The organism is Variovorax sp. V118, from assembly GCF_041154445.1.
Lineage (GTDB): Bacteria > Pseudomonadota > Gammaproteobacteria > Burkholderiales > Burkholderiaceae_C > Variovorax > Variovorax boronicumulans.
Window position 1 is genome coordinate 1,384,142 of sequence record NZ_AP028663.1, and the last position, 17,900, is coordinate 1,402,041.

Annotated in this window: 17 protein-coding genes, 1 pseudogene and 1 riboswitch; of the genes and pseudogenes, 4 read left to right on the forward strand and 14 right to left on the reverse strand. The window is 69.5% G+C overall.

Features of this window, described 5'->3' with window-relative positions; all coding sequences use genetic code 11:
- Nucleotide 1: 1 nt before the first annotated feature.
- Nucleotides 2–430 carry a helix-turn-helix domain-containing protein gene (locus ACAM52_RS06340; protein ID WP_139699904.1) on the reverse strand — a complete coding sequence of 143 codons (429 nt, stop codon included), beginning with the start codon at nt 428–430 and terminating at the stop codon, nt 2–4.
- Between the two features lie 85 nt (nt 431–515).
- On the opposite strand from ACAM52_RS06340, the gene ACAM52_RS06345 reads away from it, so the two are divergent.
- Both ACAM52_RS06345 and ACAM52_RS06350 read left to right on the forward strand, forming a co-directional pair.
- Nucleotides 516–1,385 carry a class I SAM-dependent methyltransferase gene (locus ACAM52_RS06345; RefSeq protein ID WP_369646463.1) on the forward strand — a complete coding sequence of 290 codons (870 nt, stop codon included), beginning with the start codon at nt 516–518 and terminating at the stop codon, nt 1,383–1,385.
- On the forward strand, nt 1,378–1,878 hold the full coding sequence (locus ACAM52_RS06350) for a DUF2938 domain-containing protein (RefSeq protein ID WP_369646464.1): 501 nt from the start codon (nt 1,378–1,380) through the stop codon (nt 1,876–1,878). Before ACAM52_RS06345 ends, ACAM52_RS06350 begins: the two co-directional genes overlap by 8 nt.
- 1 nt (nt 1,879) lies before the next feature.
- Here the strand turns inward: ACAM52_RS06350 and ACAM52_RS06355 are convergent, their stop codons facing one another.
- Both ACAM52_RS06355 and tsaE read right to left on the reverse strand, forming a co-directional pair.
- Nucleotides 1,880–3,370, reverse strand: a complete 1,491-nt coding sequence (locus ACAM52_RS06355; protein WP_369646465.1) for an N-acetylmuramoyl-L-alanine amidase — start codon at nt 3,368–3,370, stop codon at nt 1,880–1,882.
- Nucleotides 3,367–3,861 (reverse strand): tRNA (adenosine(37)-N6)-threonylcarbamoyltransferase complex ATPase subunit type 1 TsaE, encoded by a 495-nt coding sequence (gene tsaE, locus ACAM52_RS06360; RefSeq protein WP_056579690.1) that lies wholly within the window; start codon nt 3,859–3,861, stop codon nt 3,367–3,369. The genes ACAM52_RS06355 and tsaE overlap by 4 nt, the downstream gene beginning before the upstream one ends.
- Between tsaE and queG the strand changes: the two genes are divergently transcribed.
- The gene (gene queG, locus ACAM52_RS06365; RefSeq protein ID WP_369646466.1) at nt 3,847–4,929 is read left to right on the forward strand and encodes a tRNA epoxyqueuosine(34) reductase QueG; all 1,083 of its coding nucleotides are present in this window, start codon (nt 3,847–3,849) and stop codon (nt 4,927–4,929) included. The two genes, tsaE and queG, sit on opposite strands and share 15 nt — an antisense overlap.
- Here queG and arsC read toward each other — a convergent pair.
- From arsC to ACAM52_RS06415, 10 genes and pseudogenes are all read right to left on the reverse strand, one after another.
- Nucleotides 4,926–5,306, reverse strand: coding sequence for an arsenate reductase (glutaredoxin) (gene arsC / locus ACAM52_RS06370; RefSeq protein WP_062473487.1), 381 nt, complete (start codon nt 5,304–5,306; stop codon nt 4,926–4,928). The genes queG and arsC overlap by 4 nt on opposite strands.
- A gap of 31 nt (nt 5,307–5,337) precedes the next feature.
- Nucleotides 5,338–6,039: a glutathione S-transferase family protein gene (locus ACAM52_RS06375; protein WP_369646467.1), complete on the reverse strand. Its 702-nt coding sequence runs from the start codon at nt 6,037–6,039 to the stop codon at nt 5,338–5,340.
- 41 nt (nt 6,040–6,080) lie between these two features.
- The gene (locus tag ACAM52_RS06380) at nt 6,081–6,593 is read right to left on the reverse strand and encodes a 6,7-dimethyl-8-ribityllumazine synthase (protein ID WP_070061276.1); all 513 of its coding nucleotides are present in this window, start codon (nt 6,591–6,593) and stop codon (nt 6,081–6,083) included.
- A 113-nt stretch (nt 6,594–6,706) separates the two neighbouring features.
- Nucleotides 6,707–6,865: riboswitch (FMN riboswitch) on the reverse strand.
- 97 nt (nt 6,866–6,962) lie between these two features.
- Nucleotides 6,963–9,142, reverse strand: a pseudogene (locus ACAM52_RS06385) (TonB-dependent siderophore receptor).
- A gap of 314 nt (nt 9,143–9,456) precedes the next feature.
- On the reverse strand, nt 9,457–10,551 hold the full coding sequence (locus ACAM52_RS06390) for a crosslink repair DNA glycosylase YcaQ family protein (protein ID WP_369646468.1): 1,095 nt from the start codon (nt 10,549–10,551) through the stop codon (nt 9,457–9,459).
- Nucleotides 10,552–10,599: 48 nt separating this feature from the next.
- Entirely contained in the window at nt 10,600–11,478 is an 879-nt protein-coding gene (locus tag ACAM52_RS06395) for a sugar phosphate isomerase/epimerase family protein (protein WP_369647703.1), read from the reverse strand.
- An 8-nt stretch (nt 11,479–11,486) separates the two neighbouring features.
- Nucleotides 11,487–12,674, reverse strand: coding sequence for a dihydrodipicolinate synthase family protein (locus tag ACAM52_RS06400; protein ID WP_369646469.1), 1,188 nt, complete (start codon nt 12,672–12,674; stop codon nt 11,487–11,489).
- 19 nt (nt 12,675–12,693) lie between these two features.
- Nucleotides 12,694–13,869, reverse strand: coding sequence for a Gfo/Idh/MocA family protein (locus ACAM52_RS06405; RefSeq protein ID WP_369646470.1), 1,176 nt, complete (start codon nt 13,867–13,869; stop codon nt 12,694–12,696).
- Between the two features lie 130 nt (nt 13,870–13,999).
- A complete protein-coding gene (locus ACAM52_RS06410) occupies nt 14,000–14,983 on the reverse strand; it encodes a tripartite tricarboxylate transporter substrate binding protein (RefSeq protein WP_139706941.1) in 984 nt (327 codons plus the stop codon).
- Nucleotides 14,984–15,138: 155 nt separating this feature from the next.
- A complete protein-coding gene (locus tag ACAM52_RS06415; RefSeq protein WP_095946946.1) occupies nt 15,139–15,795 on the reverse strand; it encodes a TetR/AcrR family transcriptional regulator in 657 nt (218 codons plus the stop codon).
- 95 nt (nt 15,796–15,890) lie between these two features.
- Between ACAM52_RS06415 and ACAM52_RS06420 the strand changes: the two genes are divergently transcribed.
- Nucleotides 15,891–17,615, forward strand: a complete 1,725-nt coding sequence (locus tag ACAM52_RS06420) for a thiamine pyrophosphate-binding protein (RefSeq protein WP_369646471.1) — start codon at nt 15,891–15,893, stop codon at nt 17,613–17,615.
- On the opposite strand, the gene ACAM52_RS06425 is transcribed toward ACAM52_RS06420, so the two are convergent.
- Nucleotides 17,581–17,874: a hypothetical protein gene (locus tag ACAM52_RS06425; protein ID WP_369646472.1), complete on the reverse strand. Its 294-nt coding sequence runs from the start codon at nt 17,872–17,874 to the stop codon at nt 17,581–17,583. The genes ACAM52_RS06420 and ACAM52_RS06425 overlap by 35 nt on opposite strands.
- Nucleotides 17,875–17,900 lie beyond the last annotated feature (26 nt).

Sequence of the window (17,900 nt, forward strand, 5' to 3'; positions counted from 1 at the left end):
GCTAGGGGGTTCGCGGCTTCGGCGCCTTCTTCTTCGGGGCTTCCAGCGCACCCGACGACGCGGCCCGCAGGATGCGGCGGAAGGTGGGGCATTCCATGTGGCTGGGCGCGGGGCAGACCGCCGCATGCCGCAGGCCGTCGCGCATCGCCGTAAGCTGGCGGATCGTGCGGTCGAGGTCCTGCGCCTTGTCCGCGAGCAGCTGCCGGTCGATGCGCGGCTTGCCTTCGGGCGAGAACATGTGACCGATTTCCTCCAGCGAGAAACCGGCGGCACGCCCCAGCGCGATGAGCGCCAGCCGCTCCAGCACCTCGGGCGCGAACACGCGGCGCAGGCCGTGCCGGCCGGTCGAGGCGATCAGCCCTTTTTCTTCATAGAAGCGCAGCGTCGAGGCGGGAACGCCGGCGCGTTGCGCGACTTCCGAAATGTCCATGTGCCGGCCCCCTCTTGACTTCAAGTCGACTTGAATTGGCACAGTCTAGCTCTCGCCGCTTGAAGGCACCTGAAGGAAAACGATCATGGACGACACATCTCCCGCCAATGCCGAACAGGCCGCCCTGTGGAACGGCCACGCCGGCAGCGCCTGGGTCCGGACGCAGGCCGTGCTCGACGCGATGTTCCAGCCGCTCGAAGCGCGGCTGAGCGACGCGGTACGCGCCGTGGGCGCCCGCCGCGTGCTCGACGTGGGTTGCGGCACCGGCCGCACGACGCTCGCCGTGGCACGGCAACTCGGCCCGACGGGCCAATGCCTCGGCGTCGACATCTCGGCGCCGATGATCGAGGCGGCGAAGGCCCGCGCTGCACGCGAGGTGCTCCCGTCGGCCCGCTTCGTCTGCGCCGATGTGCAGGGCCACGCCTTCGAGCCGGCCGCGTTCGACACGGTCATCTCGCGCCTGGGCGTGATGTTCTTCGACGACCCGGTGCGGGCCTTCACGAACCTGCGGCACGCGGCGACCGACGGCGCGGCCCTGCGCTGCATCGCCTGGCGCGGCGGGGCCGACAACCCGTTCATGACCACGGCCGAGCGCGCCGCCGCGCCGCTGCTGCCCGGCCTGCCGCCGCGCCAGCCGAACGCACCGGGCCAGTTCGCGTTTGCCGACCGCGCGCGGGTCGCGGACATCCTCGCGGCGAGCGGATGGGGCGAGGTCGACATCCAGCCCTTCGAGGTCGAATGCGCGTTCCCCGCGACGGCGCTGGCCGACTACTTCACGCGGCTCGGGCCGGTCGGCCTGGTCCTGCAGGAGGTGGATGCCGCGACGCGCGCGCAGGTCGTCGAGACGCTGCATGCCGCCTTCGCGCCCTATGTGCAGGGCGACAACGTGCGCTTTGTCGCGGCCTGCTGGATGATCGCGGCGCGCGCGCCGGTGCGGGAGCGTGGCCATGTCTGAAGCCGTCGAATGCGCGCTGCGCACGCTGTGGATCGGCGCCGGCGCGACCGTGGTGATGGACCTCTGGGCCGTGCTGCGCCGGCGCCTGTTCGGCATTCCCTCGCTGGACTACGCGCTCGTGGGTCGCTGGCTCGTGCACCTGACGCGCGGGCGCTTCTTTCACGACCCCATCGGCAAGTCGCCGCGCGTGGCGGGCGAGGGCGGCATCGGCTGGACCGCGCACTACCTGCTCGGCATCGCGTTCGCGGCCGTGCTGCTCGCGGGCTCGGGATTGGAATGGGCGCGCCAGCCGACGCTGGTGCCTGCGTTGATCGTCGGCATCGGCACTGTGCTCGTGCCGTTCTGCGTGATGCAGCCCGCGATGGGCGCGGGCTTTGCGGCGCGCCGCACGCCGCGCCCTGCGATGGCGCGGTTCCAGAGCCTGATCACGCACAGCGTCTTCGGCGTCGGTCTTTACCTGGCCGCGTGGGTCGCCCGCGTGGCGGGCTTCTAGCCTAGAGCTGGCGGCTGCGCGCGAGCGGCGGGTTCTGCGCGAAGTAGCGCTGGATGCCGCGCATCAGCGCGTCGGCCAGGTTCTCCTGGTAGTCGGCGCGGCGCAGGTTGGCCTCTTCCTCGGGGTTGCTGATGAAGGCCGTCTCGACCAGCACGCTCGGGATGTCGGGCGCCTTCAGCACCGCGAAGCCGGCCTGCTCGACCTGCGCCTTGTGCAGCCGCGCGCCGATGCCCTTGATCTCGCCGAGCATCGCGCCGCCGAGCTTCAGGCTGTCGTTGATCTGCGCGGTGGTGCTCATGTCGAGCAGCGCGCGCTGCACCTGGGCCTCGTGGTTGCCCACGTTCACGCCGCCGACCTTGTCGGCGTCGTTCTCCTTGTTGGCCAGCCAGCGCGCGGCGCTGCTGGAGGCGCCGCTCTGGCTCAGCGCGAACACGCTCGCGCCGCGCGCGGCGGGCGTGGTGAAGGCGTCGGCGTGGATGCTCACGAACAGGTCGGCCTGCACGCGCCGCGCCTTCTGCACGCGCACGCCCAGCGGCACGAAGAAGTCGGCGTCGCGCGTGAGAAAGGCGCGCATCGGGCTGCCGTTGACGCTGGCCGCGTTGATGCGTTCGCGCAGGCGGTGCGCCACCTGCAGCACGATGTCTTTCTCGCGCGTGCCGTTCGGGCCGATGGCGCCGGGGTCTTCACCGCCGTGGCCGGGGTCGAGCGCCACGATGATGATCCGGTCGGTGCGGCTGGCCGTGGCGCGCGGCGGCGGACCGGGCGGCGTCACGGGCCGGGCCGGGGGCGCCGCGGCCACCACGGGCGGCGGTGCCGGCGGCAGCGGCATGCCGCCGGGCGGCAGGGCCGGCGCGGGCCCGGAGGGCGCGGGGCGCGCGGCCTGCTGCGCCATCAGGTCGCCCAGCGGGTCGACGGGCGGCATGGCGGGGCGCACGGGCGCGGGGGCCGGCGACGGTGGGGCGGTGGCGACGACCGGGCCGTTGCTTGGGGCGGTGGTGGTGGTGCTGCCGTTCTTGGGCGCATCGCGCAGCCGCTCGGCGATCAGCGCTTCCATCGGGTCGATGGCCTGCTCGGGGTACAGGTCGAGCACCAGCCGGTGCTTGTAGGCGGCCACGGGCGCCAGCGAGAACACCTGCGGGCGCACGGTCTGCTTCAGGTCGAACACGATGCGCACCACCTTCGGTGCGTTCTGCCCGATGCGCAGGCCGTTGATGTACGGGTCGCCCGGCTTGATCTTGCCGACCAGGTCGCGCAGCTCGGTGTTCAGGTCGATGCCCTCGATGTCCACGGCCAGCCGGGGCGGGCTGCCCACCACGAGCTGCTGCGAGTTGAGGCGGGCGTCGGATTCGATGGTCACGCGGGTGTAGTCGGCGGCGGGCCACACGCGCACGGCGAGGATGCTGGCGCCGCGCGCGATCTGGTGCACGCCCAGCATCAGCGCGATGCTGCCGCCTTGCAGCAGCACGCGCCGTTTCAGGCCGGTCGCCTTCATGCGGCCAGGCACGCCAGCAGATCGCTGCCGCGAGGGGTGTTCGCCAGGAGGGTCACGCTGCGGGTGTCGTCGGTCATTGCTTCTATTTTAATAGCTAGGTCGGCAGGTGGGGTGCGCCCCGCGGCGTTTTCTGGCCACTCGGCCAGCTTGAGGCCCGGGCCCGCGAAGATGTCGCGGAAGCCCGCGTCGTCCCATTCGCGCGGGTCGGCGAAACGGTAGAAATCGAAGTGGTAGATGGCCAGCCCGTCGGGCGCCTCGTGCGGCTCGACCACCGCGTAGGTGGGGCTCTTGATGCGACCGGTGATGCCGAGCGCGCGCAGCAGGTGGCGCACGAAGGTGGTCTTGCCGGCGCCCAGGTCGCCCTGCAGCGCGATGAAAGCGTCGCGCAACGCGGGCGATGCGGCGAGCGCGCGCGCCAGCGCGTCGGTGTCGTCTTCGCCCTGCCAGCGCAGGGTGCGCGTTTCTACAATCGGCAAGTGATCGTCAGCCATCCACTCGTTGCTCGTATTCAGGCCTTGGCCCGGGAACTCGGATTCTCCCAAATCGGAATCGCGGGCGTCGATCTGTCGAGCGCCGAAGACGGTCTGATGCAATGGCTGGCCCATGGGTTCCATGGAGAAATGCAATACATGGCAACGCACGGCACCCGCCGCGCGCGACCGGCGGAGCTGGTGCCGGGCACGGTGAGCGTGATCACCGCGCGCATGGACTACCTGCCGCGCGACACCGACGCCGAGTGGCAGGCCATCGAGTTCGACCGGCTGCGCCGGCCCGGCGAGGCCATCGTGTCGCTGTACGCGCGGGGCCGCGACTATCACAAGGTGCTGCGCACCCGCCTCGCCAAACTCGCCGAGAAGATCGCCGAAGAGGTCGGCCCCTTCGGCCACCGCGCCTTCACCGATTCGGCGCCGGTGCTCGAGGCCGAGCTGGCCTCGCGCAGCGGCCAGGGCTGGCGCGGCAAGCACACGCTGGTGCTCGACCGCGACGCGGGCTCGATGTTCTTCCTGGGCGAAATCTACGTCGACATGGCCCTGCCGCCGAGCGAGCCCGTCAGCGCGCACTGCGGCAGCTGCAGCGCCTGCATCGATGTGTGCCCGACGCGCGCCATCGTCGCGCCGCAGCGGCTCGATGCGCGCCGCTGCATCTCGTACCTCACGATCGAGCACGCCGGCGCCATTCCGGTGGAGCTGCGCCCGCTCATGGCCAACCGCATCTACGGCTGCGACGACTGCCAGCTGATCTGCCCCTGGAACAAGTTCGCGAAGAAGAGCACGCTGCCCGACTTCGACGCGCGCGAGGGGCTCACGGGCCGCACGCTGGCCGAGCTGTTCGCGTGGAGCGAGGAAGACTTCTTGCGCCGCACCGAAGGCAGCCCGATCCGCCGCATCGGCCACGAGCGCTGGCTGCGCAACATCGCGGTGGCGCTGGGCAATGCGGTGCGCTCAGGCGAGGGCGGCGCGAAGGAAGCGCTGGCCACGCGCGCCGGACATCCGAGCGAACTGGTGCGCGAGCATGTCGCGTGGGGGCTGGCGCAGCAGCCCGAAGATCAACCGATTTAAGCGGGAAGAATCTCGCGCACGCGTTCCCACGGCCGGCACATGAGCGTGCCGCGCGGCGACACCACGATCGGGCGTTGCAGCAGGATCGGGTGCTCCACGATCGCGTCGAACAGCTGGTCGTCCGTCAGTTTCTCGTCCGCCAGCTTCAGTTCTTCGTAGGGCGCTTCCTTGGTGCGCAGCAGGTCGCGCGCCGTCAGGCCCATGGCCTTCGCCAGCTCGCGCAGCTTCTTCTTCGAGGGCGGCGTTTCCAGGTACAGGACGATCTCGGGCTCCACGCCGCTTTCGCGGATCAAGCCCAGCACGTTGCGCGACGTGCTGCAGTTGGGCTTGTGGTAGATCGTCATCGGGTAGGCGGTGGTCGGTGTGCGTGCGGTCATGGCGTCGATTATGAGAAGAGAAGAACAGGCCTCAGCTTGTCTCTTCGTCCGCATCCATCGAGAACGGAAAGCGCGCCGACCAGAACGCCGCCAGCCGCGGGTCGGCGTCCACGCGCCGCACCACGCGCGCCATGCGCGGCGCCACGCGGTAGAAGCGCCGGCGGGTCGGCGTCCAGCGCGACACCACGGTCACGTACAGGTCGAGCATGCTGAGCTTGTCGCCGAGCAGGTAGGGCGACGGTTCGTCGATCTGCGTGTCCATGAGGTGCCAGCAGTGCGCGATGCGCGCGGCCGTGCGTTCGAGCACCACGGCCTGCGCGGCGGCATCGGCCGCGAGGCGCGAAGGCTCGTCGCGCACCCAGAACATCGAATAGATCGAGGCCGGCAGGTAGACCATCCAGCGCAGGTACTGCGCGCGGCGCGGGTCGCCGGGCGCGGGGCAGAGCCCGGCCTCGGGGTAGCGGTCGCCCAGCCAGATGAGGATGGCCGCGCTCTCGGTCATGACTTCGCCCGAAGGCAGCACGAGCGCGGGCACCTGCTGCATCGGGTTGACGCCGGTCAGCCGCTCGCGCTCGGACTCGCCCTCCCAGGGGGCGATGTCGACCGTGTCGACCTGCGCGCCGATCAGCGTCAGCGCGGCATGGATGGGCGTGGCGCCCGAGCCGGGCGCCCCATAGAGGGTGTAGCGGTCGGCGGCTGCTGCTGCGACCGCCGGGGCGGATGGAGAGGCCATCCGCGCAGGTTACTGCAGGCTTGCGCCTCTTGCCAACCCGCTCAGGCGGCCAGCAGCGCGTCGACCTTGTCCAGCGCCTCGAGCGTCTTGAAGCAGGCCTCGGCCACTTCCGTGCCCTTGATTGCGAAGTGGCGGTGGAAGTACTTGCGGTGCTCCACGTGCTCGTGGAAGTGGTGCGGCGTGAGCACGGCCGAGAAGATCGGCACGTCGGTCTCCAGCTGCAGCGACATCAGCGTGCTGACGACGGTGTTGGCGACGAACTCGTGGCGGTAGATGCCGCCGTCCACCACCAGCGCGCAGCCGATGATGGCCGCGTACTTGCCCGAGTTGGCCAGGCGCTTGGCGTGCAGCGGAATCTCGAAGGCGCCGGGCACATCGAAGATGTCGATGAGCTCGCGCGCCACGCCGAGCCGCGCCATCTCTTCGAGAAAGGCGTCGCGTGCCTGGTGGACGATGTCGGAATGCCATTGCGCCTCGACGAATGCGATGCGCTGGCCGCGCGGCGAACCCGACGCGGTGACGGCAGAAAGGGGAAGGTCGTTGATCTGACTCATGGTGTGCCTCTTGAAAGCAGGTTTCCTGAATCAGGGCGCACGAAACCACAGGCCCGCTCGCGCGCCGGTCTGCCAAAAAAGAGCAAAGCAAGGCGCGCGGGCATGCCCGCATTTCGCGCTCTCTTTCATCCGGACTGTGACCGTCGGCTTCGGAATCGCACCGAAATCTGCTGACCCTCGGACCTGTGGCAGGCCCGAGGCGCTCGCGGGCTTGTGCAACTTTCGTTGCCATCACCGCCGGTGGGGAATTGCACCCCGCCCTGAGAACGCTTGCCGTCCGGCGAACCGGACGACGGCGCGATTCTAGAAGCACGCCGCCGGGCCGGTTGTCGCCCGCGCGCCAGACCTTCGAGCGCGCGGGGATTTGCTTCAGAAGCGGTACGTCGCGCTCGCGGTCAGGGTACGGCGCTGGCCGTAGAAGCAGTCGCCGCGCGCCAGGCAGGTGGTGATCTGCACCTTGTCGGTCAGGTTGGCCACGTTGAGCGCCAGGCGCAGCGGGCCGTTGTCCCACGCGAACATCGCGTCGAACAGCGTGACCGCGGGCGCGGGGTTGCTGTCCATGCCGTCGTACGACTTGCCCAGGTAGCGCACGCCGCCGCCGGCCGAGAAGCCGTGCAGGCCGCCGATCGAGAAGCGCTTGGTCACCCAGGCCGAGGCCGTGTGCTTGGGCACGCCCGAGATGCGCTTGCCCAGGTCGGAGCCGTTGCTCTTCGACACGCGTGCGTCGGTGTAGGCGTACGAGGCGATCCAGTCCCAGTCGCGCGCGATGCTGCCCTTGCACTCGAGCTCCAGGCCCTTCACGTGCACTTCGCCGAGCTGCACGCTGTTGAGCGGGTTGGTCGGGTCGGGGGTCTTGCGGTTGGTGTCGCGCAGGTCGTACACGGCCGCCAGGAACGAGGTGCGCTGGCCCGCGGGCTCCCACTTCACGCCGGCTTCCCACTGCTTGCCGCGCTGCGGCTTGAAGGGGTTGTTCGACGTGTCGACGCCGCCCAGCGGCAGGAACGATTCGGCGTAGCTCAGGTACGGTGCCCAGCCGCCGTCGGCCAGGTAGACCAGGCCGGCGCGCTTGGTGGTGGCCTTGCCGTCGGCCGCCGCGGAGGGGCGGCCTTCGGTGTCGGTGGTGGCCTTGTCGTGGCGCAGGCCCAGCAGGCCGATCCAGCGGCCGTACTTGACCTGGTCCTGCACGTACAGGCCCGCCTGCTTCTGCACCACCTCGGGTGCGCGCGTGAAGCTGGTGGGCGCCGTGTAGTTGCCGTACACCGGCGCGTACACGTCGAGCGCGCCCGCACGGCCGCGGCCCGAGAGTTTGGAGGTGGTGTTGCGCTGGAAGTCGGCGCCCAGCAGCAGGGTGTGCTCGACCTCGCCGGTCTTGAAGTGCGCTTCGGCCTGGTTGTCGAGCAGCAGCATCTTGCCGCCGTTGATGTCGCTGCTCAGGTCGCGTTCGATGGTGCGCTGGTCGGCGTTGAACACCGGGCGCGCCGGACGGCCCGTGAGGCGGTTGGCCGTGAAGCTGGTGTACGAGGTGTTGTACCAGACCTTGCTCTCGGTCGAGCGCAGGTTCTGGCGCACCGTCCAGGTGTCGTTGAGGCGGTGGCTGAACAGGTAGCCCAGCGAGGTGCTGCGCGTGTCGAAACGGTCGAAGCCCGGCTCGCCGGTGAAGGTCGAGGTCGGGATGCGGCCGTACAGCGAGGGCAGCAGCGTGCCCTGCCAAGGGAAGAAGCCGATCAGCGAGCCGCTCTTGTCCTTCTGGTAGGACGCCTGCAGCGTGAGCGAGGTGTCGGCGTTCGGGCGCCAGGTGAGCGAGGGGGCGATCGCGATGCGGTCGTCCGACACGTGGTCGACCTGCGTGCCGCTGTCGCGGCTCACGGCCACGAGGCGGTACATCCACTTGCTCTCGGGGTCGAGCGAGCCGGTGAAATCGGCGGCGATCTGCTTGCGCGCGTTGTTGCCCAGCTGCAGCTGCACCTCGCGCTGCGTCTCGGCCTGCGGGCGCTTCGACACGAGGTTGAGCACGCCGCCGATGCCGCCCTGGCCGTAGAGCACCGACGACGGGCCGCGCAGCAGCTCCACGCGCTCCAGCATGTACGGGTCGGGCCGGCTGGCGTTGTAGGTGCCGTAGGTGCGTTGCAGGCCGTCGAGGTACTGCACGGCGTCGCCACCGCGGGCCTTGAACGAATCACGCGGCTGTCGAAGTAGCTCGACACCACGCCGGCCGTGTAGTTGGTGGTCTCGCGCAGGGTGAGCGCGCCCTGGGCTTCGATCTGGTCGCGCGTGACGACCGAGATGGCCTGCGGCGTCTCGATCAGCGGCGTGTCGGTCTTGGTGGCCGTGCTGCCGCGCCTGGCGACGAAGCCCGTCACGGGGCCGGTGGCGGTCTCGCCGGCATCGCCCGAGACGGTGACTGTGGGCAGTGCCTGCCGCGTTTCGGCAGCAGCGGCTTCTTGCGCGTGGGCGTGTGCGCTGGCGGCGAGCGCCACGGCGGTGACCGCGAGCGTGGCATAGCCCCGCCGCGTGCGCGGCGTTCCGGGGCGACGATTCTTGAGTGTCATGTGCAGCTTCTCCTGTGTCCTGCGTCGGACGTGTCTAGGGCGGGGGAGTGGCTGCGGCGCGGTCAGGCGCGCCATGGCTTCTCGGGTGCGATCGAAAAAAACGGAAACGAACGAGCGCGTGCCGTGGCGCATTCCGAAAGGAAAGCGCATCCGGCTGGTGTTGTGTGTCTACGGCGTCGTGGGGGCAGTGGCCGGGGGCGACGACGGGATGTGTCGTCGCTCGGGCTGCTGCGTCTTCGTTCCTTCGAAGACGGCTGGCGGGCTCGCGGCGGGCGCGGGCGGCTGGCTGAGGCGGGCGATTATAAAAGGCCGCGTCAGCGGCCTGCGAGGAACTGCGTCATGCGGTGCAGTTCTTCGTCGAGGCCCGCGCGGAAGGCCGCGCCGTGCGGCTTCTTCGCGTCGGCGTAGCCGAAGGCCGGCTGCAACCGACCTTCCGACGCACTCACGTTGGCCCACCCGATCACGCGGTCGTGCCACAGCATCGGCAGCGCGTAGTAGCCGAACTGCCGTTTCGGCGCGGGCGTGTAGGCCTCGAACTTGTACGTCCAGCCCCACAGCAGCTCGAAGCGGCGGCGGTCCCACACCACCGGGTCGAAGGGCGCGAGCAGGCGCACAGCGTCGTCGGGTGCATGGCGGCGCGAGGCGGGGTTCTCGTCGGCGGGCCAGTACCAGGTCGTGCCGTCGATGCGGCAACTGGCCAGCTCCTCGCGCGCCAGCCGCAGCGCCGCCTGCGTCTGTGCGGCCAGGTGCGGTGCGCCATAGCCGAGCAGGCGCACGAGGTAGGTCAGGCTCGTGGCCGGCAGCGGCGCGTACTTGCGTACCACCAGTTCGATGAGCGCCGCCGCACGCTGCGCGCGCCCGGCGGGGGTGTCGTCGACGGGCGGATGGCTCACCGCTTCGTAGACCCGCGTGCCGCTGTCGCGCCGCACCACGCGCAGCAGGCCCCGGTAGTGCATGCCGTCGAGCAGGTGCGTGGTGGCGTTGCTGGAACCGCCCCAGTAGTTCTGGATGCGGCCGTGCGCGAAGTGCTGCTCGACCTGGCGCGGATGCACCGGACCGTGCTCGCGCACATAGGCCAGCACGTCGGCGGCCTTGCGGCGCGTGTCGGCGTCCCAGGCTTTCTTGGCCTCGCGCGGATGCATCAGCGCCAGGTGTTCGCGCGGCAGGAAGCCGTAGTTGACGAGGCAGTCTTCCTCGATCGCGAGCCGCGCGTAGCGGCTTTCGAGATCGCCTGCGCGGTAGTCCTTCACGCGGTGGCGCAGCGTGAGGTCTTGCGCCCGCGCCGGCGCACGGATCGGGTCGGCCTGCACGAAGCCGAGCTTGCGGATGGCGGCCGGCAGCGTCGTCGGCGTGAAGAGGGTGCGCGCGACGGCGTAGCGGCGCAGGTCGTCGAGGGTGGGGTCAGCCATGGGGCGGATTGCAGCACAAGCGGCTGCCTTTCGCTTCGGCCGGATCGATCAGACCGCGCTGCGGTGTCGTTCGATGCAGACGTCGAGCGTCTCGGCCCCAGTCCGTTGCCACCAGTCCAGGTTCGAAAAGATCTCGACCTCGCTGAACCCCGCAAACCCCGCGTCCTCGACCCAGCCGCGGATCTTCTTCAGCTCGACAACGCCGTCACCCATCATCCCGCGATCGGAGAGCAGGTCGCGCGTCGGCGTGAGCCAGTCGCAGACGTGGTACGCCAGCAGCCGCTCGCGACCGGCGCGGGCGATCTGTTGCTGCAGCTTCGGGTCCCACCACACGTGGTAGATGTCGAGCGCCACGCCGAGCATGCCGATCTTGCCCGCATCGAGTTCGTCGCACAGGTCGAGCGCATGCTCGAGCGTGTTGATGCAGGCGCGGTCGGCCGCTTGCATCGGGTGCAGGGGCTCGATGGCCAGTGGCATGCCGACCTCGCGCGCGTAGTCGAGCGAGGCGGCGATGCCGTCGCGCACTTCGCTGCGCGCGCGGGCGATGTCCTTGTATGCGGCCTTGCCGTCGAGCGCGCCGGGCAGGGCGCCGACGACCAGCACGAGGCAGGGCGCGTCGAGCGTCTTCGCTTCGTCGATGGCGCGGCGGTTGTCGTCGAGTGCGGCCTTCAGGCCGGCCGCATCGGGCGCCGGAAAGAAGCCGCCCCGGCAGTAGCCCGAGAGGCCGATGCCGTGCGCCTTCAATTGCCTGGCCACCTTGTCGAGCCCGAGGGCCGCGACCTGGTCGCGCCACGGGCTGATGGCGCGGATGCCGCGTTCGGCGCACTGGTCGATGAGGCGGTCCAGCGGCACCTCGGCGCCCGACTGCTTGCGGATGGTCGCCGTGTTGATCGACAGCCAGTCGTGGTTCTGCGAAAAGTCGCGCATGGTCGCCATCAGCCTTCCACGCCGTGCAGCGCCAGCAACGTCTTCATGCGCCGCACCGCGAGCTCGGGCTGCTCCAGCAGGTTGGCCGCATCCGCGAGACGGAACAGCTCTGCGAAGTGCTGCAGCGAGCGCGTGCTCTGCTGCCCGCCCACCATCGTGAAGTGCTTCTGGTGGCCGTTGAGCCAGGCCATGAACACCACGCCCGTCTTGTAGAAGCGCGTGGGCGCCGCGAAGATGTGGCGCGACAGCGGCACCGTGGGGCCGAGGATCGCGTGGAACTTCTCGGTGTTGCCTTGCGCCAGTGCGCCCAGCGCGGCACTCGCGGCGGGCGCGATGGCGTCGAAGATGCCCAGCAGCGCATCGCTCTTGCCATGCGTCGGCTCGCTGCCGAAGCCGTCGCCGGCGATCAGCTCGGCGTAGTTGAAGTCGTCCCCCGTGTACATGCGAACGCCCTTCGGCAGGCGGCGGCGCATGGCGATTTCCTTGTCCTTGTCGAGCAAAGAAATCTTGATGCCGTCGACCTTCTCTGGATGCGCCGCGATGATGCCCACGGCGGTGTCCATCGCCGCATCGACATCCTTGGTGCCCCAGTAGCCCGCGAGCGCCGGGTCGAACATGTCGCCCAGCCAATGCAGCACCACGGGTTGCTTCGCCTGGCTCAGGATGCGGTCGTACACGCGCTCGTAGTCGGCGGGGCTCTTGGCCACGCGGGCCAGCGCGCGGCTGGCCATCACGATCAGCTTGCCGCCGAGCGCCTCGATGGCGGCCATCTGCTCCTCGTAGCCGCGGATCACGTCGTCGACGCTCTTCACGTCGTCGATGTTGAGGTGGTCGGTGCCGCAGCCCGAGGCGACGAGCGCGCCGGGCACGTCCTTCGCGGCATCGAGCGAGCGGCGGATCAGTTCGAGCGACGTGGGCCAGTCGAGGCCCATCCCGCGCTGCGCGGTGTCCATCGCCTCGGCCACGCCCAGGCCCAGGGAGAACAGGTGGCGGCGGTAGGCGATGGTGGTGTCCCAGTCGACCGCGCATTGCAGCCACGGATCGATGGCGGCCAGCGGGTCGGCCACGACGTGCGCGGCCGAGTAGGCGATGCGGTTGAACTTGACGCCTGTATCGGGCTTCACCGGCGCGGTGCCGCGCAGGGCGTAGGGCGCGAGCGCGCCGCTCGCGGTGGGGAGGGTCAGCGACAGGGCCATGGCTTTGTCTTCTTCTTCCTCAAACCTTCAGCGTGGGCACGTCGATCCAGCGGCGCTCCTGCCAGGACGCGAGCGCGGCTTCGACCAGCTGCACGCCCTTGGCGCCTTCGGGCAGCGTCCACTTGTAGGGCGCGTCTTCCACCACGTGGCGGATGAAGTGTTCCCACTGGATCTTGAAGCCGTTGTCGTAGACCTGCGAGTCCGGAATTTCCTGCCACTGGTCGAAGAAGTTCATGGTCTGCTTCTCGTCGGGGTTCCACACCGGGCGCGGCGTGGCCACGCGCGACTGGGCGCGGCAGCTCGACAGGCCCGCCACGGCCGAGCCGTCGGTGCCGTCGACGTGGAAGGTCACGAGGTCGTCGCGGCGCACGCGCGTGGCCCAGCTCATGTTGAGCTGCGCGATCACCGGCTCGCCGTTGTGGCCCGTGAGTTCGCAGGTGGCGTAGGCCGCGTCGTCGGCGGTGGCCTCGTAGGGCTTGCCGGCTTCGTCCCAGCGCGTGGGGATGTGGGTGGCGCCGATGCACGACACCGACTTCACCTCGCCGAACAGGTTGTCCAGCACGTAGCGCCAGTGGCACATCATGTCCAGGATCATGCCGCCGCCGTCTTCCTTGCGGTAGTTCCAGCTCGGGCGCTGGATGGGCTGCAGGTCGCCCTCGAACACCCAGTAGCCGAACTCCAGGCGCACGCTGAGCATGCGGCCGAAAAAGCCGGCGCGGCGCAGCATGTCGAGCTTGCGCAGGCCGGGCAGGAAGAGCTTGTCCTGCACGGCGCCGTGCTTCAGGCCCTTGGTCTTCGAGGCTTCCTCGGCCAGGCGGGCGATCTCGACAGCCTCGTTGAGGTTGGTGGCAATGGGCTTCTCGCAGTAGACGTGCTTGCCGGCGCGGATGGCCTTGGCCAGCAGCGTGGGGCGCATCTGCGTGGTGCCGGCGTCGAAGAAGATGGTGTCGTCCTTGTTTTCCAGCGCCTTGTCGAGGTCGGTGCCCCAGCGCGGGATGTTGTGTGCCTTGGCGAGCGCTTCCATCTTCTCGGCGTTGCGGCCGATGAGGATCGGGTCGGGCATGACCTTGTCGCCGTTCGACAGCGTCACGCCGCCCTGGGCGCGGATGGCGCAGATGGAGCGGATCAGGTGCTGGTTCATGCCCATGCGTCCGGTGACGCCGTGCATGATGATTCCGAGACGTTGGATGGCCATCGTGGGTTCCTTGGGGAGATGCAGGGGAAAAGAGAAAGGGGCTTCGATCGGCGTGGCGCGTGGCAACGCCGGGGGCAGGCCGGGCTGCCCCGCGTGCACGACGCGGCGCGAGACCTCGGCGTGTCTGCTGTTACTGCTGGACCGCGAGGCCGGCGGCCTTCACGAGCTGCGCGTTGCTGGTGATCTCGTCCTTGATGTAGGCGTCGAACTGCTCGGGCTTGAGCGTCCAGGCATCGGCGCCCAGCTTGAGGAAACGCTCCTTCACCTCGGGCGTGGCCAGGGCCTTGACCACTTCGTCGTGCAGGCGGTTGACGACGTCGCGCGGCGTCTTGGCGGGCGCCATCATGCCGATCCAGAAGTTGAACTCGGAGCCGGGCACGCCGGCCTCGGTGGTGGTGGGCACGTCGGGCAGGGCGGCGGCGCGCTTGGGCGAGCCCACGGCCAGTGCGAGCAGCTGGCCCTCTTTGATCTGGCCGATGACGGGCGCGATGGGCGAGAAGTAGTAGTCGACGCGGCCCGAGAGCACCTCGGTGACGGCTTCGCCCGATCCCTTGAACGGGATGTTGGTCGCGTCGATCTTCGCGGCCATCTTGAACTTCTCGGCGTTCAGGTGCGTGGCGCTGCCCTGGCCGGCCGAGGCGAAGTTCATGCTGCCGGGCTTGGCGCGCGCGGCGGCCAGCAGCTGCGGCAGGGTCTTGATGTTCTTGCTGGGCGAGATGACCAGCGCGTTGGGCAGCGACGAGATCGGCGTGACGCCCGCGAAGTCGTGCACCGTGTCGAAGGGCAGCTTGGCGAAGGTCGAGGGGCTCACCGTGTGCGACGACGAATGGATCATGACCGTGTAGCCATCGGGTGCGGCCGTGGCCACCGCCTGCTGGCCGATGGTGCCGCTGGCGCCGCCGCGGTTCTCGATGATCAGCGCCTGGCCCATGCTGGTGCCCATCTTGTCGGCGATGGCGCGGGCAATGATGTCCGTCGTGCTGCCGGCGGCGAACGGAACGATCACGCGGATCGGCTTGGTGGGGTAGCCGTTCTGCGCGGCCGCCAGACCCGGCAGCAGGGCGGCCAGGCAGGTCAGCGAGGCCAGGAGGGTGGTGCGTGCAAGTTGCTTCAAGGTTGTCTCCGCGCGGTCGGGCCGCAGTTCTTGAGTCATCAATTCACCATTGAGTGAATTAATGAATTGTAGGAACGGCTGCGCCGCAGCGTCAACCGACGCTGCTTGGTGAAAACCCGGAGGCGTGGAAAAGGGCGCCTGCAGCGCCCGAAGGCTCAGTGCAGGACGTAGCCCAGGACCAGGTCGGTCATGTGCGAGAGGCGTTGCGCCATCGCCTTGGGGGCACGCAGGTCACGCCCGAAGATGGCCGACAGCGTGTGGTTGTTCGAGAGGTAGAAGTAGCACAGCGAGGCGATCGAGATGTACAGCTGCACGGGGTCGACGCCGGCGCGAAAGAGGTTGTCCTTCTTGCCGCGCTCCAGCACGGTGTCGAGCAGCTGCACCAGCGGCGAGTTCATCTCCTGGATGCGGTCGGAGCGCTTCAGGTGCGCCGCGCCGTGCAGGTTCTCGCTATTGAGCAGCGTGATGAACTCGGGATGCTCCAGGTAGTAGTGCCAGGTGAACGACACCAGCTGGCGGATCGCCTCGACGGGCTCGATCTCGTCCAGGTGCAGGCGCTGCTCGGCGGCGCGGATGTCGGCGTACACGCGCTCCAGCACGGCCAGGAACAGGTCGTCCTTGCTGCCGAAGTAGTAGTAGATGAGGCGCTTGTTCAGGCCCGCGCGCTCGGCGATGCTGTCCATGCGCGCACCGGCCAAGCCGCGTGCGGCGAACTCGTCGCGCGCCGACGCGAGGATGGCCAGCTGCGAGCGGTCGGCGTCGCGCGAGCGCGGCTCGAGCGTTTCGGGCAAAGAGTCCTTGGGGGCCTTCATGACGCGAATTTAACCAATTGGGGAATTAAGACAAGGCGTGGAAGGCAGGCACACATAATCGCCGGAGACATTTGCAACTGAGGTTCGAACTTTCCATGAGTACATCACAACCCGCGGGCCACCTGATCGTCGAGTGCCTGGTCGAACAGGGCATGCAACTCGCCTTCGGCGTGCCGGGCGAGAGCTTCCTGGCGGTGCTCGATGGCTTCCATGCCTACCGCGACCGCGCACGCTTCGTGGTGAACCGGCAGGAGGGCGGCGCAGCCTTCATGGCAGAGGCGCACGGCAAGCTCACCGGGCGCCCGGGCGTGTGCTTCGTGACGCGCGGGCCGGGCGCGACCAACGCCTCGATCGGCGTGCACAACGCGTTCCAGGATTCGACGCCGATGGTGCTGTTCGTGGGCGACGTCGGCGGCGACTTCCGCGACCGCGAGGCCTTCCAGGAGGTGGACTACGCCAGCTTCTTCGGGCCGAGCACCAAGGGCTTTGCCAAGCGCGTGGAGCGCATCGACGACGCCGACCGCATTCCCGAGTACATCGCGCGCGCCTTCGCCACCGCGATGAACGGCCGGCCGGGCCCGGTCGTGCTGGTGCTGCCCGAGGACATGCTGCGCACCGAGACGGCGGCACGGCCGCTGGCGCGCGTGGAGGCGGTCCAGCCGTGGAGCGACCCGGGCGCGCTGCGCACGCTGCGCGAGCTGCTGCTGAAGTCGCAGCGCCCGCTGCTGATCGCCGGTGGTGGCGGCTGGACGCCGCAGGCCGCGCAGGCGCTGCAGCGCTTCGCCGAGAACTGGCGCCTGCCGGTGGCAAACGCCTTCCGCTTCCAGGACACCTTCGACAACCACCACCCGCAGTACGCGGGCGACGTCGGCATCGCCATCAACCCGAAGCTCGCGCAGCACGTGAAGGACGCCGACCTGGTCCTGGCCATCGGCCCGCGCCTGGGCGAGATGACGACCGGCGGCTACACGCTGCTCGAAGCGCCGAAGGCGAAGCAGACGCTGGTGCACATCCATGCGAGCGCCGAGGAGCTGAACCGCGTCTACCAGGCCGACCTGGCGATCAACGCCGGCATGAGCGCCGCGGCGCGCAGCCTCGAGGTGCTGAGCGCGCCGCCCTCGCTGCCGTGGGAAGCCTGGACGCAGCAGCTGCACGCCGACTACGAAGCCTGGCTGCAGCCGCAGGCGCTCGCCGGCATGCCGGCCGAGACGCCGCGCGGTGCGGTCGACATGGCGGCCGTGGTGGCGCTGCTGCAGAAGCACCTGCCGGCGGATGCGGCCATCACCAACGGCGCCGGCAACTTCGCGAGCTGGGTGCACCGCTACTTCCGCTACCACGGGCTCGCCAAGGGCGCCAAGACGCAGCTGGCACCCACCAGCGGGGCGATGGGCTACGGCGTGCCGGCGGGCATTGCCGCGAGCATTGCCACCGGGCGCGTGGCCTTCACCATCGCGGGCGACGGCGACTTTTTGATGAACGGGCAGGAGCTGGCAACGGCCTCGCAGCACGGCGGCAAGAGCATCGTCGTGCTGCTCAACAACGGCATGTTCGGCACGATCCGCATGCACCAGGAGCGCGAGTACCCCGAGCGCACCAGCGGCACCGCGCTGCGCAACCCCGACTTCTGCGCCCTGGCGCGCGCCTACGGCTACGCGGCCGAGCGCGTCACCGAGACGGCGCAGTTCGAGGCCGCGCTGCTGCGCGCGCTGGCGGCCGACACCGGCACGCTGATCGAGATCCCGCTCGACCCCGAAGTGATCACTACGCGCGGCACGCTGGCGTCGATCACGCGCGCGGCGAAGCAGCAGGCGCAGGGCTGAGCGTCACGCGATGGCGGGCCACCTCGTCGCGCAGCGCGGGCGAGCGCAGTTCGAAGACGTCGAACAGGCCGAGCGCGTCGAGCGTGGGAATCAGCCCCGCGAGGTCGTCGCGGGCGACGCGGCGTTCGTCGGCCGTGGCGTTCGGGTCCTCGAGCACGCGCGCATTGGCGAGGAAGGCGCCGACCGAACCCTTGCGCACGGTATGGCCGTCGATGAAGGTGAAGTCCTGTCCGTCGGGAATGATGTCTTGCGCTTTCATGGCTGTTCCTTGGTGGAGATGCGTCC

Coding starts and splice junctions, on each gene's coding strand:
- ACAM52_RS06355 (WP_369646465.1), bottom strand. CDS start 3,370: ATGAAGGCGACCGGCCTGAAACGGCGCGTGCTGCTGCAAGGCGGCAGC.
- ACAM52_RS06415 (WP_095946946.1), bottom strand. CDS start 15,795: ATGAAGGCCCCCAAGGACTCTTTGCCCGAAACGCTCGAGCCGCGCTCG.
- ACAM52_RS06425 (WP_369646472.1), bottom strand. CDS start 17,874: ATGAAAGCGCAAGACATCATTCCCGACGGACAGGACTTCACCTTCATC.
- ACAM52_RS06420 (WP_369646471.1), top strand. CDS start 15,891: ATGAGTACATCACAACCCGCGGGCCACCTGATCGTCGAGTGCCTGGTC.
- ACAM52_RS06375 (WP_369646467.1), bottom strand. CDS start 6,039: ATGGCCTCTCCATCCGCCCCGGCGGTCGCAGCAGCAGCCGCCGACCGC.
- ACAM52_RS06395 (WP_369647703.1), bottom strand. CDS start 11,478: ATGCGCGACTTTTCGCAGAACCACGACTGGCTGTCGATCAACACGGCG.
- ACAM52_RS06390 (WP_369646468.1), bottom strand. CDS start 10,551: ATGGCTGACCCCACCCTCGACGACCTGCGCCGCTACGCCGTCGCGCGC.
- arsC (WP_062473487.1), bottom strand. CDS start 5,306: ATGACCGCACGCACACCGACCACCGCCTACCCGATGACGATCTACCAC.
- ACAM52_RS06345 (WP_369646463.1), top strand. CDS start 516: ATGGACGACACATCTCCCGCCAATGCCGAACAGGCCGCCCTGTGGAAC.
- tsaE (WP_056579690.1), bottom strand. CDS start 3,861: ATGGCTGACGATCACTTGCCGATTGTAGAAACGCGCACCCTGCGCTGG.
- ACAM52_RS06405 (WP_369646470.1), bottom strand. CDS start 13,869: ATGGCCATCCAACGTCTCGGAATCATCATGCACGGCGTCACCGGACGC.
- ACAM52_RS06380 (WP_070061276.1), bottom strand. CDS start 6,593: ATGAGTCAGATCAACGACCTTCCCCTTTCTGCCGTCACCGCGTCGGGT.
- ACAM52_RS06350 (WP_369646464.1), top strand. CDS start 1,378: ATGTCTGAAGCCGTCGAATGCGCGCTGCGCACGCTGTGGATCGGCGCC.
- ACAM52_RS06400 (WP_369646469.1), bottom strand. CDS start 12,674: ATGGCCCTGTCGCTGACCCTCCCCACCGCGAGCGGCGCGCTCGCGCCC.
- ACAM52_RS06340 (WP_139699904.1), bottom strand. CDS start 430: ATGGACATTTCGGAAGTCGCGCAACGCGCCGGCGTTCCCGCCTCGACG.